The organism is Skermanella sp. TT6, from assembly GCF_016653635.2.
Taxonomy (GTDB): Bacteria; Pseudomonadota; Alphaproteobacteria; order Azospirillales; family Azospirillaceae; genus Skermanella; species Skermanella cutis.
This window is the reverse complement of the sequence record NZ_CP067420.1, coordinates 4,186,011-4,203,588: the sequence shown is the minus strand read 5'-3', so window position 1 is coordinate 4,203,588 and position 17,578 is coordinate 4,186,011. Positions and strand designations below refer to the sequence as shown.

Annotated in this window: 12 protein-coding genes; 6 read left to right on the top strand and 6 right to left on the bottom strand. The window is 67.0% G+C overall.

The window, feature by feature from the left end; all coding sequences use genetic code 11:
- From IGS68_RS19545 to IGS68_RS19530, 4 genes are all read right to left on the bottom strand, one after another.
- Positions 1-876: a calcium-binding protein gene (locus IGS68_RS19545; protein ID WP_201072828.1), complete on the bottom strand. Its 876-nt coding sequence runs from the start codon at positions 874-876 to the stop codon at positions 1-3.
- A gap of 264 nt (positions 877-1,140) precedes the next feature.
- Complete coding sequence (locus IGS68_RS19540) at positions 1,141-2,391, bottom strand: glycosyltransferase (RefSeq protein WP_201072826.1); 1,251 nt, start codon at positions 2,389-2,391, stop codon at positions 1,141-1,143.
- Between the two features lie 14 nt (positions 2,392-2,405).
- A complete protein-coding gene (locus IGS68_RS19535; RefSeq protein WP_201072824.1) occupies positions 2,406-3,749 on the bottom strand; it encodes an HlyD family type I secretion periplasmic adaptor subunit in 1,344 nt (447 codons plus the stop codon).
- Positions 3,746-5,512: a type I secretion system permease/ATPase gene (locus tag IGS68_RS19530; RefSeq protein WP_201072822.1), complete on the bottom strand. Its 1,767-nt coding sequence runs from the start codon at positions 5,510-5,512 to the stop codon at positions 3,746-3,748. The genes IGS68_RS19535 and IGS68_RS19530 overlap by 4 nt, the downstream gene beginning before the upstream one ends.
- Positions 5,513-5,994: 482 nt before the next feature.
- On the opposite strand from IGS68_RS19530, the gene galE reads away from it, so the two are divergent.
- The 6 genes from galE (at position 5,995) to IGS68_RS19500 (ending at position 14,718) form a co-directional block, all read left to right on the top strand.
- Entirely contained in the window at positions 5,995-7,020 is a 1,026-nt protein-coding gene (galE, locus tag IGS68_RS19525; protein ID WP_201072820.1) for a UDP-glucose 4-epimerase GalE, read from the top strand.
- 492 nt (positions 7,021-7,512) lie between these two features.
- Positions 7,513-7,935 (top strand): MarR family transcriptional regulator, encoded by a 423-nt coding sequence (locus tag IGS68_RS19520; protein WP_247881399.1) that lies wholly within the window; start codon positions 7,513-7,515, stop codon positions 7,933-7,935.
- A 110-nt stretch (positions 7,936-8,045) separates the two neighbouring features.
- Positions 8,046-9,233: a DUF2336 domain-containing protein gene (locus IGS68_RS19515; protein WP_201072814.1), complete on the top strand. Its 1,188-nt coding sequence runs from the start codon at positions 8,046-8,048 to the stop codon at positions 9,231-9,233.
- Positions 9,234-9,271: 38 nt separating this feature from the next.
- Positions 9,272-10,030, top strand: coding sequence for a gamma-glutamylcyclotransferase (locus IGS68_RS19510; RefSeq protein ID WP_247880982.1), 759 nt, complete (start codon positions 9,272-9,274; stop codon positions 10,028-10,030).
- A 113-nt stretch (positions 10,031-10,143) separates the two neighbouring features.
- On the top strand, positions 10,144-11,739 hold the full coding sequence (locus IGS68_RS19505; RefSeq protein ID WP_201072812.1) for a GMC oxidoreductase: 1,596 nt from the start codon (positions 10,144-10,146) through the stop codon (positions 11,737-11,739).
- A 492-nt stretch (positions 11,740-12,231) separates the two neighbouring features.
- Positions 12,232-14,718, top strand: coding sequence for a cation:proton antiporter (locus IGS68_RS19500; RefSeq protein WP_201072810.1), 2,487 nt, complete (start codon positions 12,232-12,234; stop codon positions 14,716-14,718).
- Between the two features lie 224 nt (positions 14,719-14,942).
- On the opposite strand, the gene IGS68_RS19495 is transcribed toward IGS68_RS19500, so the two are convergent.
- A complete protein-coding gene (locus IGS68_RS19495) occupies positions 14,943-15,689 on the bottom strand; it encodes an SDR family oxidoreductase (protein ID WP_201072809.1) in 747 nt (248 codons plus the stop codon).
- A gap of 57 nt (positions 15,690-15,746) precedes the next feature.
- Positions 15,747-17,177, bottom strand: coding sequence for an aldehyde dehydrogenase family protein (locus IGS68_RS19490; protein WP_201072808.1), 1,431 nt, complete (start codon positions 17,175-17,177; stop codon positions 15,747-15,749).
- Between the last annotated feature and the right edge of the window lie 401 nt (positions 17,178-17,578).

The window sequence follows — 17,578 nt, the reverse complement described above, 5'->3', positions numbered from 1 at the left end:
TTAGCTGATCACGAAGAAGGCGTTCGGGTTGTTCTGGACGTCCTCGGCGTTGACGTTCATCAGGGTGATGGTGTCGCCGTTGCCCAGGTCGATGACCGCGTTGCCGCCGGCATCGAGCACCCGCGCCGCCATGTCGGCCGCGCTGGAAACGTCCAGGCCGTTGATGTTGCGGGCGATCTGGAGGATGTCCTCGCCGGCCTTGAAGTCCATCACGACGTCCTGGCCGCCGCCGCCGGTGAAGACGAAGGTGTCGCTCTCGGAGCCGCCGGTCAGGGTGTCGTTGCCGGCGCCGCCGTGGATGATGTCCTTGCCGGCACCGCCGAAGATGACGTCGTCGCCGGCCCCGCCGAACAGCACGTCGCTGCCGCTGTCGCCGCGGATGATGTCGTTGCCGTCGCCGCCCATGATGATGTCGTTGCCGGCGCCGCCGGACAGGGTGTCGTTGCCGGCGCCGCCGTCGATCACGTCGTGGCCCGCTCCGCCGTTGATGATGTCGTTGCCGTCGCCGCCGGTGATCACGTCGTCGCCCGCACCGCCGTCGATGACGTCGTTGCCGGTGCCGCCGTCGATGATGTCGTTGCCGGCGCCCCCGCTGATGATGTCGTCGCCGGCCCCGCCCTGGAGCACGTCGTTGCCGGCCCCGCCCAGCAGGGTGTCGTTGCCGGCGCCGCCGAACAGGACGTCGTTGCCGGCGCCGCCGTCGAGCAGGTCGTTGCCCTCGCCGCCGAACAGCATGTCGCTGCCGGCTCCGCCGAAGAGCTGGTCGTCGCCGCCCTCGCCCATGAGGATGTCGTTGCCGCCGCCGCCGAAGATCACGTCGGCCTGCGCCGTGCCGGTCAGGTAATCGTCGTAGGAGCCACCGGGAAGGGTTGCCATTTCAAGCCTCCAGTAAAGGGATCAGCGAAGCATTGTTTCCGTGCTTTCGATAAGAGGAAACTACCGCTTCAAATGTTAATCGAAGGTTAAATTTAGTGCGCTGCCGCAATTTTGCACCGATCATAAAATAACGACTGGAAATACTCAAGCGCAAATACACAAATTAACGATCCTTTACTTTCAAATGGACGCGCAACAGTGACCAAATTGGTTTGAAAATCGAAGCAATAAGTCGCGATTAATTGTTTCTCGTTGGTGGAGCGCTCACGCCGTCTCCAGCTCCAGGTGCGGCTCCCCGCACGTCTCCGCGCTGCCCGCGAGATGCCGGATCAGCTGCAGATGCCGGGGAAGCAGATCGGCCAGCGCGTAGCGTTCCACCACGCCCCGGCGCGCGGCGGCGCGGATCGCGTCGGTCGCGACGCGCCGGTCCAGCGCGTCGGCGATCCTGGCCGCGATGTCGTCGGGCGAGAAGAAGTCGGCCAGCAGGCCGTTGACGCCGTGTTCGACCACCTCCCTCACCGCGGCGTTGTCGGCGGCCACCACCAGGCAGCCGGTCGAGAGCGATTCGAGCAGGGACCAGGACAGCACGAACGGCACCGTCAGGTAGACATGGACGTCGGTCGCCCGCAGCATGTCGCGGTAGACCGGATATTCCAGCGGGCCGACGAAGTGCAGCCGCGAGCGGTCGATCCCGGGCAGCTCGTCCAGCATCATCTGCTTGTAGGTCCGGCCCGGCGGCGGCAGCCTGCTGTAGGATACGCCGTCGTCGCCGCCGACCACGATATGCAGGCCGGGACGCTCCCTCAGCAGGATGTCGGCGGCGCGCATGAATTGGGGAAAGCCGCGGTACGGCTCCATCCCGCGGGTCGCGTAGGTCACGACCTCCCGGGCGGAGGAGAGGTCGAGCCCGGGCAGCACCATGGGCGCGCCCGGCTCCGGCGAGAAGAAGCCGGTGTCGATGCCGTCATGCATCAGGGTCAGCTTGTTCTGGAACGCCGCCGGGAACTGGCCGCGCTGGAACACGGTCGGGCAGACGCCCCAGTCGCAATTGGCCAGCTCCATCTGGATCGCCGCGTTGCGGCTGCGGATCCGGCAGGCCTCGTCGGCGTTGACGGGACCATCGAGGTAGTCGGCGTCGCTTCCCTTGGCGTGGTAGAACCACTCGAAGTATCCCAGCAGGGGCGTGTCGGGGAAGGCGTCCTTGATGAAGAGCCCCGGGCCGAACCCGGCGTGGGCGCAGACCAGGTCGGGCACGAAGCCGTCGCGCTTCAGCCGCTCGCACAGCCGGTAGACCGCCTGGCCGTGCAGCACGGCGTCCTCGAACGGGCGGACATAGTGGTGGGTCTGGGGTCCCGGCGGCCGGGACGGCGAGAATACCCGCTTGTCCACCCCCGGGATCGACCCGGTCCGGTCCTTGGTGATGAAGACGACCTGGTTGGCCGGGTCGGCGGCCAATGCCGCGGCCAGGTGCTGGTAGTGGCCGGGGAAGTGGTTGTGCACGAACAGGATGCGCATGGCTCGCCGTCCGGTCATTCCTCTCGGAACGCCCGCCTCATGCTGTCGGTGATGGGGCTGAGGAAGTAGTCGATCGCCCGCCGCTTGGCGTTGATCATGATGACTTCCGCGGGCATGCCGGGGACCAGCTCCACATGGTGGAGCGAGGCCAGCGACTCGGGGTCGAGCTTGACCCGCGCGGTGAAGTAGGACTGGCCCGTCCGCTGGTCGAGCACCTGGTCGGCCGCGACATACATCACGTGGGCGTCGATCGTCGGGACCTTGCGCTGCTTGTAGGCGCTGAGCCGGACGTTGGCGACCTGGCCGACCCGGATGCTGTCGATGTCGGCCGGGCTGACCTGGGCCTCCACCACCAGCTCGTCGTCGACCGGGACCAGGTCCAGGATCGGGGCGCCCGCGCCGATCACGCCGCCCGGCGTGAAGAAGCGGATGTCCGTGACCTTGCCGTCCTGGGGAGCGACGACTTCCTTGCGCTGGACAATGTCGGTGGCGCCGCGGGACCGCTCGGTCATGTCGGCCAGCGTGCCCTGGGTCTGCTGGAGGGAATCGGCGATCTCCGTCCGGCGGTCGTGCTTCAGGGACAGGATCTCCAGCTCGGCGGCGGCGATCGCCTGCTCGGCCTGGGCCTCGTTGGCCGCCAGTTCGCCGACCCGGCCCTTCAGCTCGGCCGACAGGCGCTGCATCTCCAGCAGCCGGGGGCGGCGCTCGTAGCCCTTCTCGAGCAGGGCCTTGACGGTCGCCAGCTCCTCGTCGGTGTAGCGCAGGCGGTCGGCGGTGGCGCTGGACTGGGCCTTCAGGGCCGCGATCTGCTCCCGGAGCTGGTCGATCTTGCGCCGGTTGATCGCCAGCGACCCGTCGTAGCTGTCCCAGCGCGCCGCGAACAGCCGCAGCTCGGTCGCCATGGCGTCCGCCGCGACCGTGCTGCGCCTGCCGGCCTCGACCAGATCCTCGGGGAAGACCAGCGAGCGCTGGTCGGCCTGCTCGGCCCGCAGGCGGGCGACTCGGGCCTGGGCGGTCCAGAGCTGGTTCTCCACCTGGCCGAGCAGGGCCTGGGCCTGGGTCCCGTCCATGCGCAGCAGGACCTGGCCCGCCTTGACCTGGTCTCCCTCCTTGACCAGCAGCTCGTGCAGGATGCCGCCTTCCAGGTGGGAGATGGTCTTGCGGTGGCTGTTGGCGATGACGGTGCCCTGGGCGATGGCGGCACTGCTGAGGTCGGCGGTCATGCCCCAGCCGACGAAGCCGCCGAACCCGACCAGAACCGCGACGGTGCCCGCGATCATGGTGTTGCGCAGCGACGGCTCGGGCGGTTCCGCTTCGAGGGTCACGGTCCAGACGGGGGTGTTCGTCGGGAGCGTCATGATGCCTGCCCCGCCTGCACGCCGTCCGCCAGGGTCTTGCCGGCCTTGACCAGGCGCGCCACGTTGGGCGCCGTCGCGACCTGGCGCGTGCCGGGCGGGGCGGAGATCGCCTTCAGCACGTCGGCGCGGGCGCCGAACTGGTCGACCATGCCGTCCTTGAGGACCAGCAGCTTGTCCACCGCGGCGACGACCGAGGGCCGGTGGGCGATCAGGACGACGGTCGTCCCGGCCGCCTTGGCCTTGGCGATCGCCTGGAGCAGGGCCTGCTCCCCGGCATTGTCCAGGTTGGAGTTGGGTTCGTCCAGGACCAGCAGGCGCGGATTGCCGAACAGCGCGCGGGCCAGGCCGATCCGCTGGCGCTGGCCGCCGCTCAGGCTGTAGGCGCTGTCGCCGACCGTGGTGTCGTAGCCGAACGGCAGCCGGCCGATCATCTCATGGACGTCGGCCATCTTGGCCGCGTTCACCACGTCCAGCGGGCTCGCCTCGGTCATGCGCGAGATGTTCTCCCGGATCGTGCCGTCGAGCAGGGAAACGTTCTGGGGCAGATAGCCGACGCTGAGGCCGAAGCTCTCCCGTTCCCACAGGAAGGTGCTGTGGCCGTCCAGGTAGATGCCGCCGGAGGTGGGTTCCCAGATGCCGACCAGCAGCCGAGCCAGGGTCGATTTGCCGGCGGCGGAGGGGCCGATGATCCCCAGCGTCTCGCCCGGTTCCAGCGAGAAGGAGATGCCCTTCAGCACCGCCTTGTCGACCCCCGGCGGGATATAGACGAGGCGGTCCACGCTCAGCCGGCCCTCGGGCCGGGGCAGGGGCATGCTCTGGCGGCGGCCCTGGGTGCCGTTCAGCAGGCCGCGCACCCGGCCGAAGGCCGACCAGGCGAACACCCATTGGCGCCAGCCGTCGATCAACTGCTCGAACGGCTGGAGCATGCGGCCCATCAGGATCCCGGCGGCCATGGCGCTGCCGGGGGACGCCTCGCGGTCGATCACCAGCACGCAGGCGGTCGAGATCATGGCGATCTGGAGGATCAGCCGCAGCGAGCGAGAGGCCGCGGTCAGCGCCTTGGCCGAGCTGTTGCCCCGGTTCAGCAGGTCGATCATGCGGTACTGGCTGCGCTCCCACCGCTTCGCCACGGCCGGCAGCATGCCCATCGCTTCGATCACCTCCGCGTTCCGCACGGTCGAGGCGATGTCGCTGAAGGACCGCGCCGCGGCCTCGTTGGCCTGGGCCAGCGGGCGCCGGGTCAGCACGTCGGTCAGCACGCTCATCAGGAACAGCAGCGCGGCGGCGCCCAGCGCCAGCCAGCCGTAGATGGGGTGCAGCAGGAACAGGACGACCAGGAACATCGGCACCCACATCACTTCCAGCGGAACCGTGATGGCGCTTCCGGTGATGAAGGAGCGGAGGTCGTTGAGGTCGCGGATCGCCTGGGTCGAGTTGCGCTGGCTGCCGTGCAGGGTATCGATGACGGCGGCCTGCAGGGTCGGGACGTTCAGCCGCCGGGAGATCAGGTCGCCCATGATCAGGAAGATCCGGGTGCGGATGAAATCCAGCACCGCGTAGAGCATCAGTCCGCCGACCGCGACGATCGCCAGCATCACCAGGGTGTCGGTGCTGCGGCTGGTCATCACGCGGTCGTAGACCTGCATCGTATAGAGCGGCACGATGAGCATCAGAATATTCACGAAACAGCTGAGCACGGCAGCAAAGACCATGCCCCTGCCGAGATGCCGCAGCGTGCCGCGGAGTAGTGCGTGGTCATTCATGCAGGGGGCGAGCTCCAAAGCGGGCGCTGGGTGCAATGCAATATTGGGGCAAATTGTTAAACGGGCGTTAAACGGCCGTTTCCCGCACAATCGAGCCGGTCGAAGCCTTCGGTTTTCTTTGAATAATGGGACAAATTCGAAACAAAATGGCGTACTGATCGGCCGGATATGAAGAGCCGGCCCGGATCCGGGCGGTACGCCGGCGCGACGGGATTGCAACTGGATTCAAACGAAATTCCGACTGGTTTGTTTGAATGTCCGCAATGCTTTTTGCCAAATAAAATTGGTTAATATTCAAGTATGTACTGATGATGCATTAACTTGCCAGTAATAATCGCGTGATAATTCTTGTGCTCAATGAGGCCGGAACCAGCCGGCCTTCAGAGTTTCCCGCATCAAGAGTCGCCGAAACCGCGGCAGGAAGGATCGGAAGTCCTCCTGTGCCCTCCGGGGCTTGGCGCGGCTCAATAAAGGAGCTTTACATGCCTCATCAGGAAACGGTTCTGGTCACCGGCGGCGCCGGATTCGTCGGCAGCCACTGCGTCGCCGAACTGGTCGCCCGCGGCTATTCGGTGGTCGTTTTCGACAATCTGCAGCAGGGACACCGTGCCGCCGTCCCGGCCGAGGCCGAGCTGGTGGAGGGCGATCTCGCCAGTCCGGCGACGCTGACCCGCCTGTTCAGCGCCTTCCGCTTCGATGCCATCCTGCACTTCGCCTCGAACTCCCTGGTGGGGGAGTCGATGCGCAACCCGCACCTTTACCTGCACGACAACGTGGTGAACGCCCTGAACCTGGTGCAGTTCGCTGCCGACAACGGCGTCCGGCGCTTCGTGCTGTCGTCCACCGCCAACCTGTTCGGCATGCCGGATCGGATGCCGATCGACGAGAACACCGAGATCGATCCCGGCAGCCCCTACGGCGAATCCAAGTTCATGATCGAAAGGATCCTGCACTGGGCCGACAAGGTGCATGGCATGCACTCGGCCTGCCTGCGCTATTTCAACGCAGCGGGAGCCCATCCCGACGGACACCTGGGCGAGGACCACGATCCCGAGACGCACCTGATTCCGCTGGTGCTCGACGTCGCGGCGGGAAAGCGGCCGCACATCGAGATCTTCGGCGACGACTACCCGACCCATGACGGCACCTGCATCCGGGACTACATCCACGTCTCCGATCTCGCGGATGCGCATATCCGGGTCCTCTCGGCGCTGGATCACCGGAGCTGCCGGTACAACCTCGGCAACGGCAGGGGCTACACGGTGCGCGAGGTCATCGAGACGGCCCGCAGGGTGACCGGGCGCGACATCGCGGTGAAGGTCGGCGCGCGGCGCCCCGGCGATCCGCCGGTCCTGATCGCATCGAGCGAGCGGATCCGCAGGGATCTCGGCTGGGATCCGCGTTTCCCTGATCTGGAAACGATTATCCGACATGCCTGGGACTGGCGCTGCCGCAACCCCGGCGGATACGAGTCCGGACCAGTTCGCGAATTGGTCGCTGTGGGGTAGCAAGATAAATACAGCGGATTTACGGTTCTTTTACAACTCTGGGCAAGGGTAAGAGACGAATGTAAGTACGGGTTTTACCCTGTCGGGGATGGGAAGAATGAGCGGGAAAATCGCATATAAGAATAATTCGAATTTGGCGACAAATTCCCGCTCGGAATACCGCTGGGAGGAGACGGCCGACTGCCGGACCCGGTACCAAACACAGAAGCGCAGCTTTATTACCTCGACGAGGAAAACAACGTGCCTACCAACGGACTGGCCTTCAAACACAGCGTTCAGCCGGCTGAGACGGAAAAGCTGTCCAATGGCGTGCTTCCCAGGCCCGACGGGTTCGAAGCTGCACGCATCGGACGAGGGGAAGGGGGCATGAACGGCTTTTCCCGATCCGAAACCGCGGCCACCAATCAGGTTTCCGACGGTGCCGACGAGCAGCGGCCGGGACGGACCCCCGCGACCGCGATCTACCACGATATCGCCCGCATCGTCGAACGCATGCACCGCCGCTTCCTCGACGTCGTCCGCGTCGAACTGGGGCGGGTCGGCATCGACGACATCAGCCCCGTCCAGGTGCTCATGCTGATGAATATCGGGACCGAGGAACTGTCGGTCCGCGACCTGATGGAGCGCGGGTACTATCTCGGTTCGAACGCGTCCTACAATCTGAAGCAACTGGTCGAGACGGGCTATGTCGACCGGGCCCCGTCGCTGCGCGACCGCCGGTCGGCCCGCCTGCGGCTGTCCGAGAAGGGCATGAACCTGTGCGGCGAACTGCGCCGGCTGGAGGCGACCCAGGCCGACGCGCTGATCCGCACCGACGACGACAACGCCGATTTCGACACCACGTACCGTACCCTCCGCCGGCTGGAGCGTGCCTGGAGCGACATCATCCGCTACGACGAGCGCGATTTCGACTAGTGGACCGGGAAACCGGGGTCAGACCACCATTTCCTTGGAATGTTGTTGCGATGGAACGCTTGGGGGAAATGGTGGTCTGACCCCGGTTTCACGAAGCGGAAACGAAGGACATGACCGCCACTTCCGTCAATTGCGCGCTGAGTTATGCCGACGTCCAGCGGCTGCTGGCCGACCCGTCGTCCGAGGCCCGGATCGCCACCGTGTCGAAGCTTGTCGCCGATCTCGAGGGAGGCGGGCTCGCCGGGCCCGAGAAGGCCATCGCGACCGACATCCTGCACCGTCTGGCGATGGATGCCGAAGCCGCGGTCCGCGAGGCGGTGGCCTGGCAGATCCACAACAGCCCTCTGCTGACCGGCTCGCTGGCCGCCCGGCTGGCGCGCGACATCGGACGGGTGGCGTTCCCGGTCCTGCGCAACGCTCCCCACCTGACCGACGAGCTCCTGCTCCAGGTCATCGCCGACCGGGATGCCGAGAAGCAGCTGGCCATCGCCGGGCGCCCGGAGGTGTCGCCGCGGGTCGCCGACGCCATCGTGGACACCGACAACGTCACGGTGATCGTCCGCCTTCTGCGCAACGACGGCGCGACGATCCGCGACGCGACGCTTCAAAGGACCCTGGACCGTTACGGCACCCTGGGCGCGGTCAACGAGGCCATGGCCGGGCGCTCCGGCCTGTCCCTGGCGGTGATCGAGAGGCTGATCGCCTATGTGTCCGAGGAGATCCGCAGCCGCCTGGTGGAACGGCACCGCTTGTCGCCGGTTCTGGTCGCGGGGATCGTCGGGCGCGGCCGGGAAGCCGCGACCATGCTGCTGCTGAAGCCCCTGGCCGACAGCACGGCCGACCTGGAAGCGATGGTGCGCCATCTCGACCGCGACGGACGTCTCAGCCCCTCCCTGATGCTGCGGGCGCTGTGCGCCGGCGAACTGGATCTCTTCACCATCGGTCTCGGCGTGCGGGCCGGCGTCCCGGTGGAGACGGCGCGCCTTCTGGTCTGGGACGACGGCCCGCTGGGCCTCCGGGCGGTCTTCGAGAAAGCCGGGTTTCCGCAGGCGCTGCTGCCGCCCTTCCGCGTCGCGATCGAGGTGGCCAAGCGGATGGGCTATGACGGGCACGACGCCGGACGGGAGGATTACCAGGTCGCCGTCCTGGCCCGGGTCTTCCAGGAGTGCTGCGCGATCGAGGAGCGCATGGTCGACGACCTGCTGCTCCAGCTTTTCGACCAGAAGTCGGAAGAGGTGATCGAGCGGGCGATGGAGCGGGCGGGAATGCCGTTCCATCCCGTCCGCGCCGCCCACTGAAGGGGCCTGCCGGCTGTACAGGCGTTGAAAAAGCCGCGATGCTTGACGACGTTCGGCATCGCCGCCTTTCCGCTTCCGGTACGATTGCTGCCTTCATGCCTTTTCCAGACCAGCCGATGCCCGTCCCGCTGACCCGCGAGGAACTTCTCGACCAGGATCGCCGCCGCAGGATGATGGAGGCGTATCCATGGATGAAGACCTGGACCGATGAGGAACTGGACCGCTCGCTGGAACAGACCCTGAAGTCGCGTCCGGCTGACGCCGCGGGAAGCGGGGATGTCTGGGTCTTCGCCTATGGCAGCCTGATCTGGAACCCGACCTTCGCCTTCGTCGAGCGGCGCACGGCCCGGATCCGCGGCTATCACCGGCGCTTCTGCCTGCGTGCCGACATGGGGCGGGGATCGCTGGAGCGTCCAGGCCTGTTCCTGGGCCTGGACCGCGGCGGCCAGTGCGCCGGCGTGGTTTTCCGCATAGCGGAACAGCAGGCCCCGCATGAACTGACCCTGCTGTGGCGACGGGAAATGATAACCGGAGCCTATGTTCCCCGATGGCTGAAGACCGTAACCGAAGAGGGGCCGGTCAACGCCATCGCCATGACGATAAACCGCAATTACTCCCGCTATGTAGGCGACTGGACCCACGCGGAGACAATCAAAGCTATAGCGATGGCAGAAGGGCGGTTCGGCCGCTGCTCGGACTACTTGTTCAATACGGTTGAGCATTTGGCGGAATTGGGGCTGCGCGATCGCATGTTGGAGCGCATTGCCGCAGAGGTACGCCGATTTCTTGCTGGATAGAGTCGCACCACTGCCACACCCCGAAAGAGAGAGTGGACATTGCAGGTCCGATACTACTTAGTTCATGAACCCCAAAGGTTCTCCTGCCAACCAGTATCCGGTTACGTCCAAGTATGATCACAGATGTGCGCAACTTGTCCGAAGGGACGGTGATCGACTCCGACATTTGCATCGTGGGTGCCGGGGCGGCCGGGATCACGCTGGCGATGGAACTGATCGGGCATGATTTCTCGGTCAACCTGCTGGAAAGCGGTGGACTCGACTTCGAGGACGATGTCCAGGCTCTGAACGACGGCGACTGCGTCAGCCAGCACAAGGTCGACCTGATGTGGACCCGGCTGCGGTATTTCGGCGGCACCACCGGCCATTGGGGCGGCAACTGCGCTCCGCTCGACGAGCGCGATTTCGAGACCCGTTCCTGGGTGCCCGACAGCGGCTGGCCGATTTCCAGGAAGGACCTCGAACGGTTCTACCCGCGGGCTTACCGCTACTGCGAGCTGCCGTCCGACGACTATTCGGTCGATCACTGGGCCGAGATATCCGAGAAGTTCCGCAGAAGCCGGATTCCGGTCACCGGCGAGGAGATCGGCGAGAAGCTTTTCCTGAAAAGCCCGCCGACCCGTTTCGGCGACGCCTACCGCGCCGATCTGGCCAAACCGGGCAGCCAATGCACGGTCTATCTTCACGCCAACGTCGTCGAGATCGAGACCGGCGAGGACGCTTCCGAAGTCGTGGGCCTCCGGACACGCGACGTGAGCGGGCGCGGCTGCCGGTTCACCGCCAGGATCTTCATCCTGGCGAGCGGCATCGAGAACGCGCGCCTCCTGCTGCTGTCCAACAAGGTCCGTCCCAATGGGCTGGGCAACGACCATGACGTGGTCGGCCGCTATTTCATGGCCCACACCACCATCCGCACCGGCCGGGCGATGCTGGAGGTGCCGAAGGAGACGGTGCGGTTCTACGGCCTCGACACCTGGGCCACCCGGTTCGAGAGCGGCGGCGCGCCCTTCATGAACGCCCTGCAACCGACCTACCCGGTCCAGGAGCGCGAGGGCATGCTGAACAGCGTGGTCTTCCTCGACGAGTCCTACGAAGGGGAGCACGCTCCGGGTTTCGTGGCGCTGCGCAAGATCGTCAAGCAGATCATCCAGGGCCGCGTACCCGACCGGCTCGGCGAGAATCTCGGCAAGGTGATCGGCGACCTGGATTCGGTCGCCAAGGCGCTCTATGCGCGGGCCAGCGGCAACAGCGACTACCGGGCCGTGGAAATGCGCTATTTCGCGGAGCAGGCGCCCAACCGTGACAGCCGCGTCATGCTCGGCCCCGAGCGTGACTCGCTCGGGCAGAACCGGCTGGTGCTCGACTGGCGGCTTCAGCAGATCGACAAGCACACGATCCTGCGGACCCAGGATCTGGTCGCCCGCGAGTTCGGCAAGCTCGGAGTCGGCCGCCTTCGGGTCCAGTTCGAGAACGAAGAGGATCCCTGGCCGGCATCCATCGACTCGTCGGCGCACTTCATGGGCACGACCCGGATGCACAAGGATCCGCGTCACGGAGTCGTGGACGAGAACTGCCGGGTCCACGGCATCCGGAACCTGTACGTCGCCGGCGGGTCGGTGTTCCCGACGTCGGGAGCCACGATGCTGACGATGAACATCGTGACCCTGGCCGTTCGCCTGGCGGACCACCTGATCGGCAAGCTGGCGTAACTCACGGCTGTCCGGAGCCGGGATATCGGGGTCAGACCACCATTTCCCGAAAGCTCTTCGAGCCGACAACCTTCGAGGGAAATGGTGGTCTGACCCCGATATCCCTCGTTGGGGCCACGAATAGGCCGCGGCAGCCTCAGTCGGAAATCGGGTATGTCACGATGTCCACGGCGGCGCCGGTCACCGTCACGGCGGCGGAGCCGACGGTGGTGACGGCCCCGACCGTCGTGCCCACTATGCCGCAGCCGCACAGATTAATGAGCAGGCAAAGTAAAGCGGTAATTCGAACCATGGATGCGCTATCCTGAAGCCGGCGTTACCTCGATGGTATCGGCCATGCCACCTTTGATGCACCATCCGGTTCCCGGCCACAAGTCCGTCATGATCGATCCGCAGATTGTTCCGGACCCAAGGGGACTCGTTGGTGCATCTTGACCGTGGCCGTGCGCACCGTCTTCCGTTTTCCTGATCGACGCATACCGGGTTTCAGACTTGAACGACCTCATCCTCTTCATCCTGGTCATCAGCGCCCTGCTCGTGGTCGCCAGCGTCCTTCAACCCCTGGCCGACCGGCTGCGGCTGCCCCATTCCGTGCTGCTCGCCGCGGTCGGAGTCGCGATCGCCGCCGCCGCGGTGACGCTCGTCCCGACCGGGGAGCCGCGGATGGTCGGGGAGGCGGCGTCGGCCATCGCCGAGATGTCGTTCAGCTCCTCCACATACATCCTGGTATTCCTGCCGGCGCTGCTGTTCCAGGCGGCGCTGACGATCGACGTCCGGCGGATGATGGAGGACGCGGCCCCGATCCTTCTGCTGGCGGTGGTCGCCGTGTTCGTCGCCACCGCGGTGATCGGGCTGGCGCTGTGGCCGCTGGCGGGGGTGCCCCTGGTGGTCTGCCTGATGCTGGGATCGATCGTGGCGACCACCGATCCGGCGGCGGTCATCGCGATCTTCTGCGACATCGGGGCGCCGGCGCGGCTGGTCCGGCTGGTCGAGGGCGAGAGCCTGCTGAACGACGCCGCCGCCATCGCGATCTTCTACGTGCTGCTGGAGATGATCGTCTCGGGCGACGAGCCCGACCTGCTGATGGGCGTTTGGGACTTGGCGCTGGACCTGGGCGGCGGCACCGTGCTGGGAATCGTCGGGGCGCGGCTGGCGGTGGCGGTGATCCCGCTGCTGCGCGGCAGGCGCACGGCGGAGGTGACCCTGACCCTGGCGTTGCCCTACCTGATCTATGTCACCGGTGACCATTTCCTGGGGGTCTCCGGCGTCGTCGCGGTGGCCGTGGCCGGGCTGGTGTTCGGCGCGGGCAGCCGCTCCCGGCTGTCGCCGTCGGGGTGGGCGTACCTGGACGCGGTCTGGGAGCAGGTGGCCTTCCTGGCGGGGTCGCTGGTGTTCATCCTGGCGGCGCTGATGGTGCCGAAGCTTCTGGTGGGGGTCAGCGCGCATGACGGCTTCCTGCTGCTGGTGATGGTCGTGGCGGCGCTGGTCGCGCGCGCGCTGGTCCTGTTCCTGCTGCTGCCGCCGCTCACCCTGCTGAAGCTCAGCGCCAGGATCAGCAATTCCTACAAGCTGGTGCTGACCTGGGGCGGGCTGCGCGGGGCCGTGACCCTGGCGCTGGCCCTGTCGGTGACCGAGGCGCGCGGCATCGAGGGCGAGGAGCAGCGGCTGGTGACGGTGCTGGCGACCGGCTTCGTGCTGTTCACCCTGTTCGTCAACGGCACGACGCTGCGCACCGTGATCAAGCTGCTCGGGCTGAACCGGCTGTCGCCGCTCAACCAGGCGCTTCGCACCCAGGTCCTGGCCCTATCGCTCGCCGAAGTCCGCGACTCGGTCCAGGAGACCGCCCAGGAATACGAGTTCCCCCCGACCGTCGCCCGCGCGATCCAGAAGCCCTACGACGCCCGGATCGCGGAGGTCACCTCGGCCGGCAGCCTGGAAGAGCGGATCTCCGACCGCGACCGGATCACGCTGGGCCTGATCTCGCTCGCCAACCGCGAACGCCAGCTGGTGCTGGAGCACCACGGCCTCCAGACCGTTCCGGGCGACATCATCGAGGCGCTGCTGCGCAACGCCGGGGAAATCTATGACGGAGCCCGCACCGGCGGCCGGATCGGCTACAACCGTGCGGCGCGCAAGATCCTGCGCCTGCCGCGGGCGTTCCGGTTCGCATACTCGCTGCACCGCTGGACCGGGGTGGAGCGCCCCCTGGCCCGGCAGGTGTCGAAGCGGTTCGACAAGTTCCTGGTGCGCCGGCTGGTGCTGGAGGAGCTGATCCGTTTCAACAGCCGCAGCCTGAAGCCGCTGCTGGGGGACCGCGTCGCCGAACTGCTGGGGGAGGTGCTGGGCGGACGGATGGAAGCCTCCTCCAAGGCGCTCGACGCGCTGGAGCTGCAATATCCCGAGTATGCCGAGGCGCTGAGCCAGCGGTTCCTGCGCAAGTTCGCGCTGCGGCGGGAGATCGCCCGATACGAGAGCCTGTTCCATGACGGGCTGATCGGCCAGGAACTGTTCGAGGATCTTCGCCGCGGCGTCGAGGTGCGGCGGCGCGAGGCCGACCGGCGGCCCAAGCTGGACCTGCGGCTCGACAAGGTCGCCCTGATCGCCCAGGTGCCGCTGTTCAACGGCCTGGAGCCGAAGGACCTGGCAAGGCTGGCCAAGATCCTGCGGTCCCGGCTGGCGCTGCCCGACCAGACCTTCATCCGTACCGGGGACCGCGGCAACGCCATGTACTTCATCTCCTCGGGCGCGGTCGAGGTGGTGCTGCCGGACCGCCGCATCCGGCTGGGACGCGGCGATTTCTTCGGCGAGATGGCCCTGCTGGACGGCGGGCCGCGCCGGGCCGATGTGGTCGCCCTGACCTACTGCACGCTGCTGGAACTGCGCTCCGGCGACTTCAGGAAATTCCTGAAGGCCAACCCGCACATCAGCGAGCGGATCGACCAGGTCGCCCGGGAGCGCGGGGTGAAGCGGGTGGCCTGACCGGCTCCGCCGCTCCTTCCATCCTTAAAGCGGATCCTGATCAGGTTGAACCGCTTCGGTGCTCGCAGCCGGCCCCTCCACTCGCGGGAATGTGTTGCGCCATGGGCGCAACCTACGGCTCGATGCAGGGTGGAGGTGATGCGGACCGACGATCGTAGGTTATGCCTATGGCGCAACGCATCTGATCGGCTGTCTCGGGCGGATCGACCTGATCGGGCACGGTTCTAGCGGCCGCCCGACACCGGCACCAGCGCGCCGCAGACATAGGACGACCGCTCCGACAGCAGCCAGACGACGGCCTGGGCCACCTCCTCGGCGGCGCCGACGCGCCCCTCCGGGACGCCGCCGACCAGCCGGTCGAGCCGGCCGGGGATGCCGCTGGCGTCGTGGATCTCGGTATCGATCAGGCCGGGATTGACGGCGTTCACCCGGATGCCTTCCGGCGCCAGCTCCTTCGACAGGCCGATGGTCAGGCTGTCCACGGCGCCCTTGCTGGCGGCGTAGTGGACGAACTCGTTGGGGGAGCCCAGCGCCGCCGCGCGCGACGACACGTTGACGATCACGCCGCCCTGGCCGCCGCGGCTCCTGGCCATGCGCCGGGCCGCCTCGCGGGAGCACAGGAAGGGGCCGACGACGTTGATCGCCATCACGCTCTCGACGGTCTCCGCGGTCAGGTCGAGCAGCTTGCCCGCCGGGCCGGTGGTGCCGGCATTGTTGACCAGCCCGGTCACCGGGCCGAGCTGGTCGTCGACGGCGGCGAACAGGCGCATCACGTCCTGCTCGCGCGCCATGTCGCCCTGCACGGCGATGGCCCGGACGCCGTGTTCACGGGCCCCGGCGGCGGCGGCCTCGGCCTTCGCCTGGTCGCGCAGGTAGTTGACGCAGACGTCCCAGCCCGCCTGGGCGGCCAGGCGCACCGTCGCGGCGCCGATGCCGCGGCTGCCGCCGGTCACGACGAGAATTCCAGCCATCACCATGTCTCCCGATCAATCTTCTTCCTGTTGGTCCCTGCGGGTCCGGCCTGGTCCTCAGGGCAGGGTGTAGGAGGTCTTCACCGTGGTGTAGAACTCCGCCGCGTAGCGGCCCTGCTCGCGGGGGCCGTAGCTGGACGCCTTCCGGCCGCCGAACGGCACGTGGTAGTCGACGCCGGCGGTCGGCAGGTTGACCATCACCATGCCGGCCTGGGAGTTGGCGCGGAAATGGTTGGCGTGCTTCAGCGACGTGGTGGCGATGCCGGCGGACAGGCCGAACTGGGTATCGTTGGCGACGTGCAGCGCCTCCTCGTAGTCCTTCACCCGGATCACCGTGCCGACTGGGCCGAAGATCTCCTCCCGATTGACGCGCATGTCGTTGGTGGTCTCGGCGAACAGGCAGGGCGACATGTAGAAGCCCGGCGTGTCGCGGTTGAGGCGGTCGCCGCCGAACACCTTGCGGGCACCTTCCTCCTGGCCGATCGCGACATATTTCAAGTTCTGGTCGAGCTGGCGCTGATCGACCGCCGGACCCATCTGGGTCTCCGGCTTCAGCGCGTCGCCGACCACCAGCTTGGAGATCCGGTCGGCGACGGCGTCGACGAAGCGGTCGTGGATGCCCTGGGTGACGACCATGCGGGACGATGCCGTGCAGCGCTGGCCGGTCTGGAAATAGGCGCCGTTGACCGCGATGGAGACGGCCGTCTCTAGGTCGGCGTCGTCGAGCACGACCAGCGGGTTCTTGCCGCCCATCTCCAGCTGGAACTTGATCATGCGCTCGACCGCCTGGGCCGCCACCTTGCGGCCGGTCGGCACCGACCCGGTGAAGCTCAGCGCGTCCACGCCGCCGATCAGCGCCGAGCCGATCTTCGATCCCGAGCCCATGACCAGGTTGAAGACGCCTTCCGGGATGCCGGCCCGCGAGATGATGTCGGCGAGCGCCCAGGCGCAGCCGGGGGTCAGCTCGGCCGGCTTCAGGACAACGCAGTTGCCGTAGGCCAGGGCCGGGGCGATCTTCCAGGCGGGGATCGCGATCGGGAAGTTCCAGGGCGTGATCAGCCCGACCACGCCGATCGGCTCGCGGGTGATCTCGATCTCGACGCCGGGGCGGGTCGAGGCCAGCTTCTCGCCCTGGAGGCGCAGCACCTCGCCGCCGAAGAACTTGAAGATGTGGCCGGCGCGGGTCGCCTCGCCGACGCCGTCGGCCAGCGGCTTGCCTTCCTCGCGGGCCAGCAGGCGGCCCAGCTCGTCGCGCCGCTCCAGGATCTCGTTGCCGATCTTCTCCAGCATGTCGGCACGGTTCTGGATCGGGGAGCGGGACCAGGCCGGGAAGGCGGCCCGGGCCGCCGCGACCGCCTGTTCGACCTGCTCCGCCGTCGCGGAGGCGTATTCCCCGACCACGTCGTCGGTGTTGGACGGATTGATGTTGCGGATGACGTCGGTGCTTTCGACCCAGCTACCCGCGATGAGATTCCTGTTGATCGTCATGTCTGCCGAGTTCCCCTCTCGCCCTTGGCCGCCGCGTTGCTCGCGGCGCCGATCGTTGGCTGCCATGCTGGCAGCACCGAGCCGGTATGACCACCCGTAAATGCGTCAGGAGGGGGAAGGTTCGCGCAGGGCTGATATGGCCTGTTCCGCCGGGCCGCGCTGCTCCGGGGTTCGCCGGGAAGGTCGAGGGCGAAGCCCGGGAACCGCATGGTCCGGGTCCCGCTGGAATCTTCGTCGCTGACGAGGACCAAGCCGCTGATCGCGGGACCGCCGTCGGTCGCCGGCGGGGAGGGCCGCGATGCCCAGGAACATCAGGTGGGGCGGACGTGGCGATCGGCCGCATGAAATTTCCATGTCATTCCCGCCGATCGGAAGACCCATACGGTTGGAGTCATCTCGGG